23 protein-coding genes and 1 riboswitch are annotated in these 17608 nt (G+C 52.5%); of the genes, 12 read left to right on the plus strand and 11 right to left on the minus strand.

What is annotated here, in order from left to right; translation table 11 throughout:
- Positions 1-20 precede the first annotated feature (20 nt).
- From B2U47_RS07655 to B2U47_RS07695, 9 genes are all read right to left on the minus strand, one after another.
- The gene (locus B2U47_RS07655; RefSeq protein ID WP_296688307.1) at positions 21-1004 is read right to left on the minus strand and encodes a M48 family metalloprotease; all 984 of its coding nucleotides are present in this window, start codon (positions 1002-1004) and stop codon (positions 21-23) included.
- A gap of 86 nt (positions 1005-1090) precedes the next feature.
- Complete coding sequence (locus tag B2U47_RS07660; RefSeq protein WP_296676042.1) at positions 1091-1339, minus strand: type B 50S ribosomal protein L31; 249 nt, start codon at positions 1337-1339, stop codon at positions 1091-1093.
- Positions 1340-1391: 52 nt separating this feature from the next.
- Positions 1392-2084, minus strand: coding sequence for an SIMPL domain-containing protein (locus tag B2U47_RS07665; RefSeq protein ID WP_296676045.1), 693 nt, complete (start codon positions 2082-2084; stop codon positions 1392-1394).
- Between the two features lie 86 nt (positions 2085-2170).
- A complete protein-coding gene (fabA, locus tag B2U47_RS07670) occupies positions 2171-2686 on the minus strand; it encodes a 3-hydroxyacyl-[acyl-carrier-protein] dehydratase FabA (RefSeq protein ID WP_296676049.1) in 516 nt (171 codons plus the stop codon).
- A gap of 48 nt (positions 2687-2734) precedes the next feature.
- Positions 2735-3592 (minus strand): 4-hydroxybenzoate octaprenyltransferase, encoded by an 858-nt coding sequence (gene ubiA, locus B2U47_RS07675; RefSeq protein ID WP_296676052.1) that lies wholly within the window; start codon positions 3590-3592, stop codon positions 2735-2737.
- Positions 3592-3909, minus strand: a complete 318-nt coding sequence (locus B2U47_RS07680; protein ID WP_296676054.1) for a (2Fe-2S) ferredoxin domain-containing protein — start codon at positions 3907-3909, stop codon at positions 3592-3594. The genes ubiA and B2U47_RS07680 overlap by 1 nt, the downstream gene beginning before the upstream one ends.
- Positions 3910-4031: 122 nt before the next feature.
- Positions 4032-4271, minus strand: coding sequence for a hypothetical protein (locus tag B2U47_RS07685; RefSeq protein ID WP_296676057.1), 240 nt, complete (start codon positions 4269-4271; stop codon positions 4032-4034).
- Positions 4272-4482: 211 nt separating this feature from the next.
- Entirely contained in the window at positions 4483-4833 is a 351-nt protein-coding gene (locus tag B2U47_RS07690) for a bactofilin family protein (RefSeq protein ID WP_296676059.1), read from the minus strand.
- A gap of 68 nt (positions 4834-4901) precedes the next feature.
- On the minus strand, positions 4902-5279 hold the full coding sequence (locus tag B2U47_RS07695) for a hypothetical protein (protein ID WP_296676061.1): 378 nt from the start codon (positions 5277-5279) through the stop codon (positions 4902-4904).
- Positions 5280-5470: 191 nt separating this feature from the next.
- Here B2U47_RS07695 and B2U47_RS07700 point away from each other — a divergent pair, with 191 nt between their 5' ends.
- The 10 genes from B2U47_RS07700 to B2U47_RS07745 all read left to right on the plus strand — a co-directional run bounded on the left by B2U47_RS07700 (position 5471) and on the right by B2U47_RS07745 (position 13369).
- Positions 5471-6187 (plus strand): hypothetical protein, encoded by a 717-nt coding sequence (locus B2U47_RS07700; protein ID WP_296676064.1) that lies wholly within the window; start codon positions 5471-5473, stop codon positions 6185-6187.
- A 23-nt stretch (positions 6188-6210) separates the two neighbouring features.
- Complete coding sequence (locus B2U47_RS07705; RefSeq protein WP_296676068.1) at positions 6211-7560, plus strand: hypothetical protein; 1350 nt, start codon at positions 6211-6213, stop codon at positions 7558-7560.
- A 3-nt stretch (positions 7561-7563) separates the two neighbouring features.
- The gene (locus B2U47_RS07710) at positions 7564-8106 is read left to right on the plus strand and encodes a GTP-binding protein (RefSeq protein WP_296676072.1); all 543 of its coding nucleotides are present in this window, start codon (positions 7564-7566) and stop codon (positions 8104-8106) included.
- The gene (locus B2U47_RS07715) at positions 8106-8753 is read left to right on the plus strand and encodes a hypothetical protein (protein WP_296676075.1); all 648 of its coding nucleotides are present in this window, start codon (positions 8106-8108) and stop codon (positions 8751-8753) included. The genes B2U47_RS07710 and B2U47_RS07715 overlap by 1 nt, the downstream gene beginning before the upstream one ends.
- A 32-nt stretch (positions 8754-8785) precedes the next feature.
- The gene (locus B2U47_RS07720) at positions 8786-9148 is read left to right on the plus strand and encodes a roadblock/LC7 domain-containing protein (RefSeq protein ID WP_296676077.1); all 363 of its coding nucleotides are present in this window, start codon (positions 8786-8788) and stop codon (positions 9146-9148) included.
- 98 nt (positions 9149-9246) lie between these two features.
- Entirely contained in the window at positions 9247-9756 is a 510-nt protein-coding gene (locus tag B2U47_RS07725; protein ID WP_296676081.1) for a PAS domain-containing protein, read from the plus strand.
- Positions 9757-9759: 3 nt separating this feature from the next.
- Positions 9760-10506, plus strand: coding sequence for a phosphate/phosphite/phosphonate ABC transporter substrate-binding protein (locus B2U47_RS07730; RefSeq protein ID WP_296676084.1), 747 nt, complete (start codon positions 9760-9762; stop codon positions 10504-10506).
- A gap of 1 nt (position 10507) precedes the next feature.
- Complete coding sequence (locus B2U47_RS07735; RefSeq protein WP_296676087.1) at positions 10508-11734, plus strand: FimV/HubP family polar landmark protein; 1227 nt, start codon at positions 10508-10510, stop codon at positions 11732-11734.
- 198 nt (positions 11735-11932) lie between these two features.
- Positions 11933-12670: an OmpA family protein gene (locus B2U47_RS07740; protein WP_296676089.1), complete on the plus strand. Its 738-nt coding sequence runs from the start codon at positions 11933-11935 to the stop codon at positions 12668-12670.
- A 3-nt stretch (positions 12671-12673) separates the two neighbouring features.
- A complete protein-coding gene (locus tag B2U47_RS07745) occupies positions 12674-13369 on the plus strand; it encodes a hypothetical protein (protein ID WP_296676092.1) in 696 nt (231 codons plus the stop codon).
- A gap of 3 nt (positions 13370-13372) precedes the next feature.
- Here B2U47_RS07745 and B2U47_RS07750 read toward each other — a convergent pair whose 3' ends face one another.
- Both B2U47_RS07750 and B2U47_RS07755 read right to left on the minus strand, forming a co-directional pair.
- On the minus strand, positions 13373-13867 hold the full coding sequence (locus B2U47_RS07750; protein ID WP_296676094.1) for a hypothetical protein: 495 nt from the start codon (positions 13865-13867) through the stop codon (positions 13373-13375).
- Positions 13864-14625 (minus strand): TatD family hydrolase, encoded by a 762-nt coding sequence (locus tag B2U47_RS07755; RefSeq protein ID WP_296676097.1) that lies wholly within the window; start codon positions 14623-14625, stop codon positions 13864-13866. The genes B2U47_RS07750 and B2U47_RS07755 overlap by 4 nt, the downstream gene beginning before the upstream one ends.
- Positions 14626-14676: 51 nt before the next feature.
- Here B2U47_RS07755 and B2U47_RS07760 point away from each other — a divergent pair, with 51 nt between their 5' ends.
- Together B2U47_RS07760 and B2U47_RS07765 are read left to right on the plus strand one after the other, a co-directional pair.
- Positions 14677-15471, plus strand: a complete 795-nt coding sequence (locus B2U47_RS07760) for a phosphodiesterase (protein WP_296676100.1) — start codon at positions 14677-14679, stop codon at positions 15469-15471.
- Positions 15472-15476: 5 nt separating this feature from the next.
- Positions 15477-15615, plus strand: a riboswitch (cobalamin riboswitch).
- Between the two features lie 81 nt (positions 15616-15696).
- On the plus strand, positions 15697-17595 hold the full coding sequence (locus B2U47_RS07765; RefSeq protein ID WP_296676103.1) for a TonB-dependent receptor domain-containing protein: 1899 nt from the start codon (positions 15697-15699) through the stop codon (positions 17593-17595).
- The last annotated feature ends 13 nt before the right edge of the window (positions 17596-17608 follow it).

Here is a 17608-nt window from a genome sequence, read left to right on the forward strand (position 1 = left end):
AACTGTTGTGCGTTGGGTTGTTATTGTATGGTCTTCACTAACTGGCCTGGACGCGGCTCTCCATCTGGGAACATGCCATTCAGGACGCGCAAGTGCATGGCTGCATTGTTGCGCAATCGGCTGGTCAGTGCCAGTGTATTGAAATTATCGCCAGGACGGGTATTCAGCAAACGCACCAGCGCGACCTGCCCATTACCCAAGGGCAAACGCAAGCCATCAAGCTGGCGTAAGTAAGACTCATGCCCCGGATCACGCCGCCCGCCACCGTATTGCCTTGCCTGACCAATCAACTGCTGCAAACGCTGGTCATTGCTCGGGTGAGTGGACAACAAATCACGGTAAGGCTCTGAACCGCCGCCAGTAAACTGATCATAGGCTTGCAGGGTCGCAATCACATTGACCATGTAGGAAGGGTCATAACCGGCACGGGCCAGGTATTCTGCCGCCAAACCATCAGCCTGCAATTCTTGGTCACGCCCGTATTTGCGCAGCCCAATCTCGCCTAGGGCATTGATCAGTTCTTCATTGCCCAGCTTTTCTGCCAGTACACTAGTCAGGACTGACCCGACCGCACCCCATGATGCCTGACTGACATTGTGCCTAGCTGCCACGTGACCAATTTCATGCGCCAGCACACCCGCAAGTTCCGCTTCCGAATTCAGGTAAGCCATCAGCCCGGTAGTGATGTAGATATAGCCACCCGGCAGGGCGAAAGCATTAACTGCGGGGTCATCCTGCACCGTGAAATGATAACGCAGGTTATTACGATGGCTTTGTGCTGCCATCGTCTGCCCGATGCGGCTGACATAAGCCTGTATGGCTGCATCACGGTAAGGAGGACTTTTCGCCAGAATTTCCTGATGAGCCTGCTGCCCGGCAATGACTTCATCCTGCTCCGACATCAAGGCAAACTGCTTTTCACCGGACACGGGGTTAGCGGAACATCCCGCCAGCAAGACTGATGCTGACAAGAGAATACTTGTAAAAATGCCTGTAACGCGCACGTCTACTCTCCATCCTGCAAACAAAAAAGGCGCCCATCGAGAGCGCCTTCCAATAATTGCATGAATCCGTTGCAATCTGCCAGCAATTACTTGCCGCGAGCGTAACGGTTCTTGAATTTTTCAACACGACCAGCCGTAGTGGAAATAGCCTGCTTGCCGGTATAGAACGGGTGGGACTGGCTGGAAATTTCCACCTTGATCAGTGGGTATTCCTTGCCATCTTCCCAGGCAATGCTGTCTTTGGTCGCTGTTGTGGAGCGGGTCAGGAACGCGAAGCCGCTAGTCATGTCTTGAAAGACGACTTCTCTGTAATTAGGGTGAATGCCGGGCTTCATGTTGAAATCCTCAAAATGTATTCGTATGTGCGAAAAGCGCAGCATCTTACAGTTAATTGATTGAAAGTTCAATCTCAGCCTGCACATTCACTTGCAGGTTTTGCTTGCCACCTTCCAGTGACGGTGGAGCAGGCGCACCAGCAGCCTCCATAGCTGCCATGCGGTACATGGGCTGCGGGAAATCATTGCCTACCGATTGCACATCCAGCCGCACGACCCGGTATTCTGCCCGCCCCATCCCCGTCTTGAGCTGTTCGGCACGATCCTTGAAGTTTTTCAATGCCTGGTCGATCAGGGCTTTTTCGGTTTCAGCCTGCATTTCCGGGGAAACACTGTAGTTGATACCTTCGATTCGCAATTTTTCCTGCAACTTGCCCAGTAAGCCACTCAATACCTTGCTGTCCTTGCTTTTGAGCTGGATGCTCTGGCGTACCTGCCAACCACTGATACGCCCATCGGCATACACCGGATTGGTGGTGTAATTAAGGGTACGGCTTTCCACGGCACTTTCCTGTTTGGCAATAGCCATCGCCCAGGTAATAGCCTGATTGACTGCATCAGCCATTGCTACCGTATCCTGCCCTTGCTGCTCGGCATACAACACTGCACTCAGCACATCATTGGGCACTTCTTTGGCTGCATTGACGGAAAAGGCTACACGGTCATACACAGGCTTGCTCTCCTCGGCATGGGCGGCATTCAGGGCAAACATGCCCAACAGCAAGGCGGCGAGTTGTTTTTTCATGATAATTCTCCTGATCAGGACAAAGTTTCTTCCTGCCCGGTTGGACAAACCACAGGCAGGAAGTTCATATCAGGAGTGTAGATGGCTTAGAAATTATCGGTGGAGGTAAACAGACCGACGCGCAGATCCTTGGCCGTATAAATTTCACGCCCGTCCACTTCAAGACTGCCATCCGCAATACCCATCACCAGTTTGCGGGTGATGACCCGACTCAGATCAATCTTGTAAGTCACTTTCTTGGCCTTCGGCAGCACCTGACCGAAGAATTTGACTTCACCAACGCCAAGTGCACGCCCATGACCGGGGCTACCCAACCAAGCCAGATAGAAACCAACCATTTGCCACATGGCATCCAGCCCCAAACAACCAGGCATCACCGGGTCGCCGGGAAAGTGGCAATCGAAAAACCACAAGTCAGGCGTCACATCCAGTTCCGCCAGAATCTGCCCTTTGCCGTATTTACCACCCTCATCGCTGATATGCAGGATACGATCCATCATCAGCATGTTGGGCGTAGGCAACTGGGCATTGCCAGGGCCGAACATTTCGCCATGACCACATTGCAGGAGTTCTTCACGGTTAAAACTGGATTGTCTGGACATAAAGCAAGCTCAAAAATTGTCGTAAAAGCCCGGATTGTAACGGAATATTCATGTTAACGCATAATCTGTTGCCAAACCGATGAAAACCGCCATTCCCAACCAGTGGTTATTCAGGAACGCCTGCAAGCTGGGCAAGGGTTCCCGGTTGCGTATCAGCCACTGTTGGTAAATGGCAAACCCGGCTGCCAACAACAATCCTGCCCAGAACCACAGCCCACGCCCCGCCAGATAGCCCACTAGCCCGAGTAGCAACAAGGTGAATACCTGCAAGACACCGATTACCCAGCGGTCATGTTGACCAAACAGGATGGCGGATGATTTCACCCCGATCTTCAGATCATCCTCCCGGTCACACATGGCATACATGGTGTCATAAGCCGTCGTCCACAACAGCGCCGCCACAAATAGCAACCATGCCAGTAAGGGCGGCATTTCCCCGCTGATTGCAGTAAACGCCATCGGAATTGCCCAAGCAAACGCAGCCCCCAAATGCACCTGGGGCAAATGGTGAAAACGTTTCATGAACGGGTAAGTTGCAGCCAGCAAAACAGCCACCAATGACAATGCGATAGTCAGACCATTCAGCAACAGAGCTAGCAGAAAAGCAACCAGTGACAGCACCAGAAACACACCCAGCGCCTCTTTGGCGGTGATCAGCCCGGCAGCCAGCGGGCGGGTTTTGGTACGGGCAACATGCGGGTCAAAATCACGGTCTGCGTAGTCATTGATGGCGCATCCAGCAGAGCGCATCAACACCACTCCGGCGACAAACACCAGTAGAATGGTAGTGTCCGGTACACCTTGCGCCGCAATCCACAGCGCCCACAAGGTCGGCCACAATAACAGATAAATGCCGATGGGCCGATCCAGTCGCACCAACAGGGCGTAATACCGCAGCTTTTCCATCACACCGGGTCAAGCATCAGGCGTTCAACCGGCTTGCCATTTTGCAAATGGCTTTCAATGATTTCGTCGATGTCTTCCTTGTCCACCCACGTATACCAGATAGCCTCCGGGTAAACGACTACTACCGGGCCTTCAGCACAACGGTTCAGGCAACCGGCGGAATTGATACGGGATTTGCCATCCTTGTGCAAGCCCAGCTCCTTGGTACGCTGCTTGGCATAATCGCGCATGGCCTGCGCATCAAAACTGGCACAACAGGCTTCCCCGTTGGCACGCTGGTTAGTACAGAAAAAGACGTGATGTTGGTAGTAACTCATTGGGTAAACGGCTTGCCATAATGAACATGGCGGAATTATGCCAGAGACAGGATACCCTTCAAACAAAACAGGGCGGAAATCTCCGCCCTGTCGTGCAATCAGTCAGCCAAACGGCTGGAAGATCACTTTGGAGCAGCAGGTGCAGCAGCAGGCGCGGCTGGAGCAGCAGGTGCGGCTGGAGCAGCAGCAGGTGCAGCTTGACCGGCCATGCCAGACATACCGCCCATACCAGACATACCGCTCATGCCTTGTTGTGCTGGAGCAGCAGCGTCTTTCTTAGGAGCTTCAGCAGCTTTTTCACCACAAGCAGTCAGAGCGAATGCAGCCAGCAGGGCAGCGATCAGCACACGATATTGAGTCATTTCAAAAATCTCCACAAAAAAATATTGTATGAATCTAAAAACCAGCGGGACGTGGTCTGAAGCCCCGTCTGTCATGACAACGGCATAACCCGCCATCACTATTTTCGGGAGTCACCTGCCTATCCCTGTCAGGGAACCCCACGTTGATAATGCTAGCACTCTTTCCTGATTTTTGTATAAGTTTTTTAGAAAACCTTAATATAGAGCAAGGTCAGACATCCCTGCTCCGCAGGCAGGTCAACACGCCGTTGACACTAGCCCCTTGCTCCATCAGGACTTCGCTATAATGGACATTACCAACAATCTCGGCCGTAGACTTCAGGGAAATCCGCCGGGACGCAAACACGTCGCCTGCAATCCTGCCTGCGACAACCACGACAGGCGCCCTGATTTCACCGGTGATCTCACTACCTTCCTGCAAATAGAGCGCAGCATCGGAATCAGTCGGCGCGACTATATTACCATTGATACGCCCTTGCACATACAAATCACCGTTAAATGAAACATCACCAACGATGTCAATGTCTTGCTCCAGCAGGGAAGATGTTTTCCTGGTACTCATGAATACTGCCTTATGTTTGATCCTGAAAGGTGGTCACAAGATAGTAGCAGCACTTCACGGACAAGACATCAGGATTTGGCACGCAAAGATTCCAGTTCACGCTCAAGTACCTGGATGGTATCGTCACGTACCTGCAAATCTTCCAGCAATGCCTGCGCCCGAATTTCTGCCGTTTCCAGACGCTCCAGTATCCCGTCATCAATATGATCGGTGCTATCGTAGCGTGACTGAAGTTTTTCGGCTCGTTCCTCCATGTCTTTCAACTCGCGGCGGAGAGTGGCATTGTCACGGTGGCACTGTTCCAGACGGAAACGGGCATCGAACGGGTTATCCGGCAGTTCATTGAAGGGGGATCGTTCCCGGTCTGGGGTTTTACCCCGAACCCACCAGCCTACAGCAACCCCAAGGGCTGCTGCCAATACAAGAAGAAATCCAATTTGTATCATCAAATATATCATCAAGCTACTCCCTGCGCTTCCTTCGCATGAATATTCTAGCAGTATCATACAGGTAGAGTGTGTCACCTTTCATCTGAAAAAGGCAGTCTGCACAACTTTATAGTCTATGATCAAAAAAACTTCTGATATATGCTCAGAAATCAACTATAAAGAGTACGTATTTTTAGCGGTCACATACTATGCTTGGAAAGTTGCTGCGAGGGGAAAGCACTCAAGTCCCACCTGAATTACCATTAGCCTTTAGCTTGGCAGGTGAGCGTCGTTTGCGTATCCAGAAAGATTATCAGCCGGTTGATGCGTGGCGGTTTTTGTCGCACCACATCCGTCGGCATCCCCAGGATTTACGAGCCCACACCCAGCGGATACTGTTGGCACAGCACGAATCACTGCTTGACAGGTTGCCCGGTAGCCTTCAGGACGCCTTTCTCGCATTGGACAATGCCGGTCAATTGTTGCGGCAGCGCCTGCTAGAATTGGTTGGAGAAGACTTGTCACCTGAAGACAAGACATTCTTTACCGAATGGATGAAGCAGGATACGACTCCGGCGGCAGGCTCACAGTGGCGCAAAGGCTCACTACTGACCACCGGTCAGGATCACGTGACAGCCAGATTGTTGCACATTGAGCGCAGCCAGGAAACATCGCAATATACCGATGTCATGGAGGAGGTATTTGCCTGTCTTGAGTATGGACAGATTGATACAGCGAGGGAATTGCTGGAAGCAGAAATGCTGGCTGGCAACACAAATGAAAACATGGAGCAGGAACTTGTGAACATTTACCAGTATACACGCGACAGGGAAAAGCTAAATGCAATGGTGAAACATCTGGAGGAGGCAGGGCATGAAGTTTCCGCTTTGTGGAGAGAAAAACAGCAGGAATCCGAACATTGGTAAAACAACGATAAGCAGGCAGGATTATGCTGAAACATACCAAAACCGGGCCACTCAAAGTAGCACTGTTGAGCATCAGCCCGCATAACAGGGCTATTCTGGAATTCTTTTTTGCAGGAGCAGGCCGCAATCTGTTCAAGGTTGTTACCGAATCTGAAGCAGATGTACTGATCGTTGACTATGACCATCCCGGTGCACGCGATGAATGGGAGAAACGTGCCCACTCCGGCAAGCCAGGCATTGTTCTGTCTGTCCACTCCGTCGATATACCCAACGGCATCTGGATTCCCAAGCCACTGACATCCAAAGCCCTGACTGAAGCCGCCAATCAGGCATCCAACATGCTGGTTGCCCAACCCTCCGTTTCCCGTCAGGTCGATGCCCTCGCCAGCACCAAAGAAACAGAACCGCTGCCATCCGCACAAAGCCTGTTCGGCAGCCTTTCACCACAGCCGTTTGGGGTTAGTTCCACGCCATCAAAAAAACTGCGCTCACTGGTTCTCAACCTGACGGAAGACGAGGAAGAAGACACCACGCCCGCAACGCCTTCCGTCCCCGTCGTGGAAACAGTATTTGACCCGGCAGAAAATGACATCAGCATGGAAGAAATTGCCCGCCCGGTCGAGCCTTCCATTCCTCCTGAAGTGGCTGAACGTCGCTGGCGTGAATTGTGTGGCGAGCATGAGGATGTCCACAACCCATCAGCATGGCATCTGGAAGTGATGCTGTTTACGCCGGAAAACTATCTGCTGACCAATATTCTGGATGCCTTGCGTCTGACCCGGCAAGCCGATGAGGCCGTGCAAATCAATCTGCCCAACGGGCATTTTGCCCTGCTCATGCCTAGCAGGTGTCAGGCATATTGCACACTGGACACCCGGTCAGATGAATTCAGCATGTTATGCAATAATCCTGTGCAAACCGGGCAGGTTACTCTACATATACCTAGCAGTGCCGAACTAAACCAGTTGCAAACCCAAGCCGAGGAAAACCAGTCGGGTTTACAGGACATGGAGGCGTTTGTTTGGGTGATTAGCCTGCTGACCTCAAGGGGACGCATGAGCCGCAGCATTGACATCAACCAGCAAGTCTCCCTGAAACACTGGCCTAACATGACACGCCTTGAACAGTTTCCACACATCATGCGTATTGCAGCACTGTGGAACCAGCGTCCGGGGAATGCGTTTGAGATTGCTCAGGCACTGGATATACCACAACGTTACGTTTTCGCATTTTATACCGCAGCCAGCACACTTAACCTGTTTGAAATGGATCAGACCAAACTCAAAAGTCGTGAAAAAGAAAAGCCCAAGGAAGAAAGCCGTGGCCTGTTCTCACGCCTGCTGAAGCGCTTGCTGGGAGGAGGCCGCAAGTAATTTATGAGCATCATCAACCGTAAAATCATTTTCACCGGACCTGTTGGCGCGGGCAAAACAACCGCGATTGCAGCCATCAGTGACATCAAGCCCATTACCACCGATGAATACGCATCGGACATGACCAAAAGCCGCAAGCCACAGACAACAGTGGCAATGGATTATGGCCTGATCCGGTTAAGTGAAAATGAGCGGGTACACCTGTACGGCACGCCAGGACAGGAGCGTTTCGATTTCATGTGGGATATTTTGACCAAAGGCGGGATCGGCCTCATCCTGCTGTTGGACAATACCCGCAAGGATCCCCAACAGGATTTGCGTTTCTACACCAACGCATTCCGCGATTTCATTGAAAAGAAACAACTGGTTGTTGGCGTTACCCGTATGGACATGCAACGCAAGCCAGGATTGGCTGAATACCGGCAGTGGCTGGAAGGGTTATCCCTGCAATCCCCGGTATTCGAGATTGATGCCCGCAGTCACAAGGATGTCACCATGTTAGTTCAGGCATTGCTGTTCTCACTGGATCCAGGAGTGACACACTAATGAGCGAGTATATACTCACTGAAAACCTCTACCTCGGTATCACGCCTGGCGGCACTTATTACGCCGTACAGGACAAAGCCGCCGAACCGGGGCGGGAATTCCTGCACAGGCTGTTACAGGAAGCGGAAACTCCGCTCTTCAACGTGGACGTAGCCTGTGAGTTAAGTGGCTACAAAAAGAAACGTGCCCTTGAATTTGTCCACTGGATGCAGGAAGCTGGCCTGATTGCCGGGCTGGAACGCAGCGAAAGAGCGCCGCAGGAAACACTGGAAAGGCTGCTGCCACAACTGTTGCGCAGCATGTCTGATGAAGGCAAAGCCATTCTGGCAGAAAGCCGTGGGCTTTATCTCGGCAGTGCTGGATATACGCACGAAGCTGCTGAAGAACTGGCTGCATTGAGTGCCAACCTCACGGCTGTTTATGCACGGCACAAGGAATTGTTGCAAGGCAACCTCGGCTACCGGCAACGTGCCTGGGGGCTAGTGGATGCCAGCGGCAACAGTGAAGTGGGTTTCTGGCCCCTGTACATCGGTCAGAATCGCTTCACCCTGATCATCGGAGGCGTTCCCCAGTTCAACCAGCCGGACTTCAAGCGTCTGGTGTGGGCACTGGAAATGCGTTACGGCAATACTGAAATACCTGTTTGATGTAAATCCATTACAACCAAGGAGAATAATACATGCGTTCTGAAATGCTTAATTCCATTTTGAGTGACCTGAATGGCTCTTCCGCAGACATAGAAGCCTCTGCCGTCCTGTCCACTGATGGCCTGATGATGGCATCCCTGCTGCCTTCCGGCATGGATGAAGACCGCGTGGGTGCGATGAGTGCGGCGATGTTGTCACTCGGCGACCGTACAGCGGAAGAATTGGCACGTGGCGCTCTGGAACAGGTTTTGATCAAGGGAGCTCGCGGTTACATCCTGATGACTCATGCCGGTCATGAAGCAGTCGTCACGGTACTGGCGAAACCCAATGCCCGCCTGGGATTGATTTTCCTTGATGTTAAACGTGCTGCTGAAAGTATCGGCAAAATTATCTGAGGACGGATCAACGCCGGACAGTCACGTGACGTAGCCCAAATAAGAACAGCCGGTTCTGCACACGCGAGTGTCTGATGCAGGATCAAGAGAGATTTGCGATGGACGACATGAAACCTGAAAATGTGCAGGAGCCGTACACCACGCACCTGCTGCATTACTACGATGGTACTTCACGGCATGTTCTTGTCAAAGACGAAGAAGTGCCCTTTCCTGAAGGAAAGCTGATTGTATCCAGAACTGACCTGCAAGGTGTCATAACCCATTGCAATCAGGCATTTGTGGATATGTCAGGCTATACGGAAGAAGAACTGATCGGTCAACCGCACTATATTCTCCGCCACCCTGACATGCCCAAAGCGGCATTCAAGGATGCATGGGACACCGCCGCAAGCGGTCAAAAATGGCATGGCTATGTCAAAAACCTACGCAAAGATGGGCGTTATTACTGGGTTTACGCCACCATCATCCTCAATGTCCGTGACGGACAACCCGTCAGTTGCACCTCGGTGCGGCGCAAGCCTTCACGCAAGCAGGTAGATGCCTGTATTGAACTGTACGCCCGTATGAAGCAGGAAGAAGCTGCACTCATGAAACAGGAGGTGAGATAGGCCATGCGTTATGTGATGACTGTTAGCCCTGATTTTCCGCCTACCAAAATTGCAGGCTGGTACATCTTCAATACCTGGTTGCAACGCCAGTTGGGTGAACACATCCATCTGGAACTGTATCAGGATTTTGCCAGCCAGCGCGATGCCATCCGTGCGGACAACATTGACCTGATCTATGCCAACCCCTTTGACGCTGCCATGCTGGTACGTGAGCGAGGCTTTGTTGCCATCGCCACCCCGATAAACATATCAGACGAAGCCATTATTGCGGTCTCCGCTGACTCCAGCATCCATGAAGTGGAACAGTTGCAACCCGGCACGCGGATTGCCACCACGGACGACCCGGATGTCAATCTGATTTCCATGATCATGCTGGAACCCGCCAACCTGTCAGCCCGGAATGTCGAAACCCAAACGGTTGACACCTATGTGCTGGTTGCCAAACAACTGCTACAAGGTAAGGCTGATGTAGGGTTTTTCCTGCGGGATGCCTTTCAGGGTCTTTCCAGAATGATTAGGGAGCAATTGCGACCACTGGTACGCAGTGAAATACACGTCATCCGCCATGTATTGCTGGCTGGCCCACGCTTGCAGGCACGACACGATGATTTGCGGCAATTACTCCCCGCCATGACCGCTGATACCAAAAGCAACTCGGTACTGGTAAGTCTGGGGCTACAGGGATGGGAATTACAGGGTCAGGAAGATACCGAATTTATGATTGACCTGATGGATACACTGGTTGACTAACATGAACAAAATGCACCCTACACCCCGTTTGCTGGCGACCTCGGTCTCCGCATTGGCATTGTGGTTCTGCCTAGCTGGTTCCGTGCTGGCAGAAGACAAGACATGGGAAGTCAAACCCGGTGACACGCTGGGTGCAATCATCAGCAAGGAATACCCCGGTTACACCACCAACCGGGCAGCCATCATGCAAGCCGTTATCAAGGCCAGCCCGGATGCGTTCATCGACAGCAACCTGAACCGGATGCGTATCGGCAAGACACTGAACCTGCCGAAGGCTGATTCCATTCCTGGCCTGCAACCTCCACCACCGCCCAATACAAGTGCTACTGACCCGGCAATTCAGGCAAGGCTGAAAGCCCTCGAAACCGAACGGGCAGAAATGGCGGAAACCCTCAAACTGCTGGAGGACGAAAATGCCGAATTACAAGGGCTGATCGCAGACTACGAGACCGCCAAAAAAACCAAAGATGCCGAAATCAACAAACTGGAAACCCGCATCAAGGAACTTGAAGCAGCATCTACCGGTAAAACAGCACCTGATAAAGCCCCCTCTGACAAAACCACCACGGAACCTGTATCGGCGGCAACAGGCGAACCAGCAGCCAGCCCGGCAACTGCTGATATTGCTGCACTACAAAAACAGATAGTCGACCTGCAAGGTGAAAACACCGAAATACAGACACAACTGGAAACAGCCAAGATGGATCTGGCTGACAGTCAGGGGCTGGCAGACGAATTCAAAGCCCAATTGGATGAGCTGAAAAGCAAAAACGAAGCGCTCAGCAATGACCTGCAACAGGCACGAGCCGCCACTGCCGTTGCAGAAAGCAATGCAGCCGGTTCCAACCGTCTGCCGTGGATTTTGCTGGGTATCATGGCACTGTTGATGCTGCCGCTGCTGTGGCTGTTGCGACGCAACCAAAATGAACCCAGCATCACGACCATCCCGGCAGCTCCCAAACCGGCAACTGACATCCAGCCGCTCGTTCCTGCTGTTGAAACAGTTACAACGCCCATATCCCGTAGCAAACCGGCACATGAGCAAATCCCGGAACCGGAAAAAATCGAGCCGGATGTACCGGATGTTGACCTCAAGCTGGATATTGCCCGAGCCTACCTTGATTTGCGCAACCCAGAAGCGGCAGCAGACATTCTCAAGGATGTGTTGGGCGAAGGTGGAACCCGCCAGAAACAGGAAGCTCGCGAAATCCTTTCCTTTATTAGTTGATTCGCCAATATCTGCGGTAGCAACCCGAAGGCAGCCCCATGCCGTTTATCATTAAAAATTAGCAGGTTATCCTGCTAATCCCACGATCAACCCATTCCATCCGCTTGGCAATGGCTGAGTCTAACCAAATCCATTAGCCTGTTTCCTGAGCCATTAGACTATATTCTATGGTTTCTGGATTTGTTGATGGAGTTTCCGATGGCTACCCCCACCATTTTGTACGAAAAACCGTTATTCCCGCTGGTTGTGTTTCTGGTGTTGCTGATTGCAGCAACGCTGAGCGTATTTGCCATCCTTTTCAAACAGTCAGACATCGAAACCGACCTGTTGCAGCGCACCCGGCAAGCCCTGAGCGAAGCAGGTTTACCTGCGGATGGTATCCGCTTCCAAGGGCGTGACGGCATCCTGAGCGGCGCTGTGGTTGATGAAAACGTTGCCACCCAACTGGAAAACACTATCCGGCAAGTATACGGGGTGCGGAACGTTGAAAACCGTGTCGAAATTGCGCAAACCGCAGCCATAGATGCAGCCAGTATCCCTCAAACACCGCCTCCTGCGGCCGGTCTGTACATTCCATCCAAGAAACATCCGGTAGAGCAAATCGACCTGAGCGCCATCCAGTTTGACTATGCGCGGGCAGAGCTGGAAGCCGACAGCATGAGTATTCTAGAAAACATCAGTACTGAACTTCAGAAAAGCCCGCAAATGAAAATTGAAGTATCTGCCCACACGGATGACAGCGGCACTGCACTAGGCAAAATGGCAGTAACCCAGGCACGAGCAGAGGCAATCCGCACTTATCTGCTATCCAAGGGCATCCACCCTGAACAGGTCAAAGCCCAGGGTTACGGCTCCGTCCGCCCTGTCGCTGACAATAGCACCGACGAAGGTCGCCAACAGAACCGGCGAATTGAAATTACCGTATTAGAGGAATAATTCATGGAATACCTTGCCCTCCAGATTTCTGCGTTCCTGATAACGGCAGTAACCGTTGGTCTTGGCGTTGGCTGGTGGGCATGTAAATTCATCTACAGCGGGCGAACGACAGATTGCAAGCACGAGCTGACCGGCTTGCGGCGCAATTACGAAGACATCATCAAGGAAAATGCCGCACTACGTCTGCAACTTCGCCAACTGGAGCAGGCATTGCACAAGCTGAATACGCAACCTTCCGATGCTGACTACGGGCAGTTTCTGGAAACCCGCAAAACCCTAGAATCCACCCGCAAGCAATATGAAACCCTGCTCGAAAGGCTGCACCAGCAGGAAAAAACCCTTGGCATCCTGCGCCAGCAACTGCAAAACCAGCAACAGGAACTGGCAGCACACAAACAGGAGCTTGCCAACAAGTCGGAACCTGTTGCGGTATCCCGCCCAGCCATCCTGCCAACCCTTGAACAACGTGCCAATGGACAAAGTGACGACCTGACCCTGATTCAGGGTATCAACCAGAAACTGGCCAGCAAATTACAGGCACTCGGCATTATCACGTATCGCCAGATTGCCGAGTTTACCCATGACGATGCCCGTGTCATCCAGCGCGTAATTGGTAATGACATCAATTTGCCACTGGAAGAATGGGCGCAAACAGCCCGTACCCTGTTTCAGGAAAAGTATAGCCAGCCTCAAACCTGAGCTTCAGAAGCTATGCGTTTTCTGGCGGCGTTTGACGATCAGGAAACCACGCCGCAGGTCGGCGTTATACACCAGCCCCACTGTTTGCCCCTCACCCGTACCTATAAAACAGGTTTGGCGGGTTAATGCGCGGGGCTGCCACCATGCAGCAGGTGGATTATCTGCCATGAAAACCTGCCGCATGGTTTCCTCGCTCAGTTCACGCTGTTCCAGACGGTTACTGCGGATAAACTGCTCCACTGCCTGACGATCTACCGCAAACGCAAACCAGGCCACACTTCCCCCGGCAGACATTTGCTGGACACCCTGCACATCGGCAAATGCCTCTAGCGGCGTACCAAACCAATCAGCCAGTGCCGCCCTGACATCATCCGGTTTCGCTGCCCGTAAACCGTTGGTTTGTGAAGGAAAGAAATAGTCGGCAACGTAGGGGGTCAATGCCAGACCAAGACCGGTCAGAATAACCAGCGCCATCAGGACAGGAAAAAAGTATTTCATAAGCGGAACAGCCGTAATGCATTTTGGGTTGTGACATCTGCGATGTGCGCGATGGTATCACCACGCAAGTCCGCAAGGGTAGCGGCAATGATGGGCAAGCGGGTGGGGTCATTACGTTTGCCGCGCCATTCGCTATCAGGCTGATCAGGCGCATCCGTTTCCAGTAGCAACGACTCCAGCGGCACACGGGACAGGATCGTGCGTAAGCGGCTGGCACGCGGATACGTGCACGTTCCCCCCACGCCCAGACAAAATCCCAGCCGGACTAGGGTATCAGCTTGTTGCTGGCTACCGGCAAAACTGTGAATAACACCACGACTACCGGGAAAACGGCGTAGATGCTTGATGATGTGATCGACCGAACGGCGGGCATGGATAATCAAGGGCAGATCAAATTCCCGTGCCAGTTGCAGATGTGCCGCAAACAGGGTTTCCTGCTGTTGCACATCCAGTTCCGTCAGGAAAAAATCCAACCCGCATTCGCCGACGGCTACTGGCCTTTCCTGTTCTAGCCAGTCACGCAAAGCGAGCAAATGTTCCGGGCGATGCTCTACCAGATAAACCGGATGCAAGCCGTAACTGGCATGAAAACCGGCGAACTCCGCACAGACTGCCCGCAAACGCGCCCAGCTTGCCGCAGTAATTGCCGGTAAAACCAGATCGGTTACGCCAAGCAACTGCATTTGCTGCAAAATTTTTGCCCGGTCGGTAGCAAAATCCGGCTCGTCAAAATGGCAATGTGTGTCAATTAAACGCATTTGCAGTACCATAGCTCCCTTCGGTATTCGCCATGCATGGAGCTTAACATAATGAAAAAATCCGCCCTCCGGCTTTTCCAGATTACGGATTCACACTGTTACTCCGTGGATGATCGCCCGCTCGAATGGCTCAAAGACCAGACCGTTTATCCCAATCAAACCTTGCAGTCCGTACTGGCAGCATTGCGTACCAACCAGCAACCAGAACATGCCGCCGTGATCGTCAGTGGCGATCTGGTGCAGGAAGAAACGGCAGCATCCTACCAGCGTTGCAACCAGATACTGAACACATTCCCACTACCCGTGCATGTCATCCCCGGCAATCATGACGTTCCCGAGCTGATGCAGGCCAACCTCAACGGCAATATCCGTTACTGTGAACCTATACAACTGGAAGGCTGGCAAATCATCCTGCTCGACAGCAGCGAGACCGACAGGGAGGAAGGCCACCTTTCCGGTCAGCAACTGGCTGATTTGCGCCAGCAACTGGGCGTATACCCTGAAAAACATGCACTCATTTTCCTCCACCACCATCCGGTGCTGGTCAACAGCCCGTGGATGGATTCGATGCGCTTGCAGGAAGCTGAAGCCTTCTGGGATGTGGTTGCCGATTTCCCGCAGGTAAAGGCGGTATTCTGCGGGCATCTGCATCAGGAATTTATCGGCAGCGCCTGCGTTGGCGGACAGGTCGTGCCCGTGTACGGTACACCTGCCACCTGCGTACAACTCAAACTGCATACGCCTACCTATATGCTTGACCATATACGCCCGGCCTGGCGGGACATTGTCCTTTACCCAGATGGCACGGTGGAAACCCAGGTACATTATTTGACTCTGCCCGCCTAATCCCGTACCTTGCCGCGCTGTTCAGGTGCTTGTTCATCGCAAGATGGGAACAAGGTCAATGGGAAACGGGTGCAAAACCCGTGCTGCCCTCGCAACGGTAAGCGTTTACGCAAGCCCGATACCAGCCTGACGATGCACGGTGTGTTTACCCCTCACCTCAAGGAAAACACAACCGTTACCCGTAAAAGTGCGCGATGGGCGCACCGTTTTGGAAACCCTAATCTTATGAAAGCATTCCCTTTTGCCGCTGTGTGTGGCACTGCCCTTATTTGCCTGTCCGTTTCCCCGACTGTGTTGGCGGAAGAAACCACCACCCAACTCGACGAAATCGTTGTCACCGCTGACCGCAAGGCGCGGACAGTGGACGAAACCCTCACCCCAGTTACCATCATTACCCGCAAGGATATTGAGAAGTATCAGGCAACGGATGTGGTGGAAGTACTACGTCGTGTACCGGGTTTGAGCATCAGTAACGATGGCGGCATCGGAAAAAGCACATCAATACGCTTACGTGGCACAGAATCCCGCCACGTGCTAGTGCTACTTGATGGGGTAAAACTGGGGTCAGCGACATTAGGTACTGTGTCTTTTCAACACATTCCAGTGGCACAAATAGAGCGTATTGAAGTGGTACGTGGCTCACGCTCCAGCCTCTACGGTTCGGAAGCCATCGGCGGTGTGATCCAACTGTTTACCCGCAAAAGCAAAGCGGGCTTCCAGCCTGAATTGGTATTACAAGCAGGCACCAACGACACCAACAGCGTCAATCTCAATTTTGCCGGGGGTGATGCCAACACCTGGTACAACATGGGCATTGGTGCAGAACAGGCAGGGGGTATCAATGCCCACCGCGAAGACACAACCCTTGAGCGCGACGGTTATGAGCGCAATCATGGTACATTCCGGGTTGGACACCGTTTCGCCAACCATGTCCAAGTGGAAACCAGCCTGACCCAAACCGCAGGTGACAGCGCCTATGACAATGCTTTCACGCCCACAACCAGCAACCCGACAGAAACGGCGGAACAGCAAACCCTTGCAAGCAAACTCACTGCCCCTATCAACGCAACAACCACTGTAACTGCGCAATTAGGTCAACTGGACGATACCCAGGACAATTACGACAACGGCACATTCAGCAACGGTTACAAAACCAGACGCACGATGGGCAGCCTGCAAGTGGACAGCCAAATTCTGCACTTGGGTAACTTGACGCTTGGTATAGACCAGCAGAAAGACAAGATCCAAGCCTCTGATCTTGATGTCTGGAGTCCTGGCGACCAGCAATACAGCAAAAAAACCAACAAGAATAGCGGCATCTTTGCCAATTACCAGCAGGATTTCGGCAAAACTGACATGGAACTATCCATGCGCCGCGATGCCAGCCAGCAATTTGGCAAGCATAACAGCGGGACTATTGCTGTGGGACATGACCTGTCCGATAACCTGCGCTTGAAAGCCAGTTACGGTACAGCATTTAAAGCGCCCTCCATGAATGACCTGTACTACCCAGATACCCCCTTCGGCATTGGCAACCCCGACTTGAAAGCCGAATCCAGCCGTAACCGTGAAATTGGCGTGCAAGGCAAATGGCAACATGGCACATGGGAAGCCAATGCATTCCACAACCGAGTCGACAACCTCATCACATGGCAACCTGTTGATCCCGCCAATACTTGGGGGCAATGGACGCCCACCAATGTGGGCAAAGTTGACATCAAAGGCGTGGAAGCCAGCATCAGCACCCAAATACACGGTTTTGACATCAGTGGCAATGCCACATTGCAACAAGCCAACAACATCAGCGGGGAAAATGCCGGTAAACGCCTGATCAACCGCCCACACCATCTGGCGAGCGTGGACATTGACCGCAAGCTGGGTAAATTCAATGTTGGGGCAACCGTACAAGGTGAGGGCAAGCGTTATTCCGATGCCACCAATGCCGCAACAACCAAACTACCCGGCTACGCCACTGTTGACCTCCGTGCTGATTACCAATTGTCGAAAGACTGGGCAGTCGGGGCAAAAATCCGCAACGTGCTAGACAAGGACTATCAAACCAACTACGGGTATAATCAGGACGGTATCAACGGTTTGGTGACAGTCAAATACGCACCGAAGTAATTACCCCTCACCC

It is taken from the genome of Thiothrix sp. UBA5583, assembly GCA_002425225.1.
GTDB classification, from domain to species: domain Bacteria; phylum Pseudomonadota; class Gammaproteobacteria; order Thiotrichales; family Thiotrichaceae; genus Thiothrix; species Thiothrix moscowensis.

What these genes read in the sequence shown, in the direction of transcription:
- ubiA (WP_296676052.1), bottom strand. Translation starts at nt 3,592, where the DNA reads ATGGAAAAGCTGCGGTATTACGCCCTGTTGGTGCGACTGGATCGGCCC.
- B2U47_RS07700 (WP_296676064.1), top strand. Translation starts at nt 5,471, where the DNA reads ATGCTTGGAAAGTTGCTGCGAGGGGAAAGCACTCAAGTCCCACCTGAA.
- B2U47_RS07755 (WP_296676097.1), bottom strand. Translation starts at nt 14,625, where the DNA reads ATGCGTTTAATTGACACACATTGCCATTTTGACGAGCCGGATTTTGCT.
- B2U47_RS07665 (WP_296676045.1), bottom strand. Translation starts at nt 2,084, where the DNA reads ATGAAAAAACAACTCGCCGCCTTGCTGTTGGGCATGTTTGCCCTGAAT.
- B2U47_RS07690 (WP_296676059.1), bottom strand. Translation starts at nt 4,833, where the DNA reads ATGAGTACCAGGAAAACATCTTCCCTGCTGGAGCAAGACATTGACATC.
- fabA (WP_296676049.1), bottom strand. Translation starts at nt 2,686, where the DNA reads ATGTCCAGACAATCCAGTTTTAACCGTGAAGAACTCCTGCAATGTGGT.
- B2U47_RS07730 (WP_296676084.1), top strand. Translation starts at nt 9,760, where the DNA reads ATGCGTTATGTGATGACTGTTAGCCCTGATTTTCCGCCTACCAAAATT.
- B2U47_RS07735 (WP_296676087.1), top strand. Translation starts at nt 10,508, where the DNA reads ATGAACAAAATGCACCCTACACCCCGTTTGCTGGCGACCTCGGTCTCC.
- B2U47_RS07685 (WP_296676057.1), bottom strand. Translation starts at nt 4,271, where the DNA reads ATGACTCAATATCGTGTGCTGATCGCTGCCCTGCTGGCTGCATTCGCT.
- B2U47_RS07745 (WP_296676092.1), top strand. Translation starts at nt 12,674, where the DNA reads ATGGAATACCTTGCCCTCCAGATTTCTGCGTTCCTGATAACGGCAGTA.
- B2U47_RS07695 (WP_296676061.1), bottom strand. Translation starts at nt 5,279, where the DNA reads ATGATACAAATTGGATTTCTTCTTGTATTGGCAGCAGCCCTTGGGGTT.
- B2U47_RS07740 (WP_296676089.1), top strand. Translation starts at nt 11,933, where the DNA reads ATGGCTACCCCCACCATTTTGTACGAAAAACCGTTATTCCCGCTGGTT.
- B2U47_RS07720 (WP_296676077.1), top strand. Translation starts at nt 8,786, where the DNA reads ATGCGTTCTGAAATGCTTAATTCCATTTTGAGTGACCTGAATGGCTCT.
- B2U47_RS07660 (WP_296676042.1), bottom strand. Translation starts at nt 1,339, where the DNA reads ATGAAGCCCGGCATTCACCCTAATTACAGAGAAGTCGTCTTTCAAGAC.
- B2U47_RS07705 (WP_296676068.1), top strand. Translation starts at nt 6,211, where the DNA reads ATGCTGAAACATACCAAAACCGGGCCACTCAAAGTAGCACTGTTGAGC.
- B2U47_RS07680 (WP_296676054.1), bottom strand. Translation starts at nt 3,909, where the DNA reads ATGAGTTACTACCAACATCACGTCTTTTTCTGTACTAACCAGCGTGCC.
- B2U47_RS07725 (WP_296676081.1), top strand. Translation starts at nt 9,247, where the DNA reads ATGGACGACATGAAACCTGAAAATGTGCAGGAGCCGTACACCACGCAC.
- B2U47_RS07760 (WP_296676100.1), top strand. Translation starts at nt 14,677, where the DNA reads ATGAAAAAATCCGCCCTCCGGCTTTTCCAGATTACGGATTCACACTGT.
- B2U47_RS07715 (WP_296676075.1), top strand. Translation starts at nt 8,106, where the DNA reads ATGAGCGAGTATATACTCACTGAAAACCTCTACCTCGGTATCACGCCT.
- B2U47_RS07765 (WP_296676103.1), top strand. Translation starts at nt 15,697, where the DNA reads ATGAAAGCATTCCCTTTTGCCGCTGTGTGTGGCACTGCCCTTATTTGC.
- B2U47_RS07750 (WP_296676094.1), bottom strand. Translation starts at nt 13,867, where the DNA reads ATGAAATACTTTTTTCCTGTCCTGATGGCGCTGGTTATTCTGACCGGT.
- B2U47_RS07710 (WP_296676072.1), top strand. Translation starts at nt 7,564, where the DNA reads ATGAGCATCATCAACCGTAAAATCATTTTCACCGGACCTGTTGGCGCG.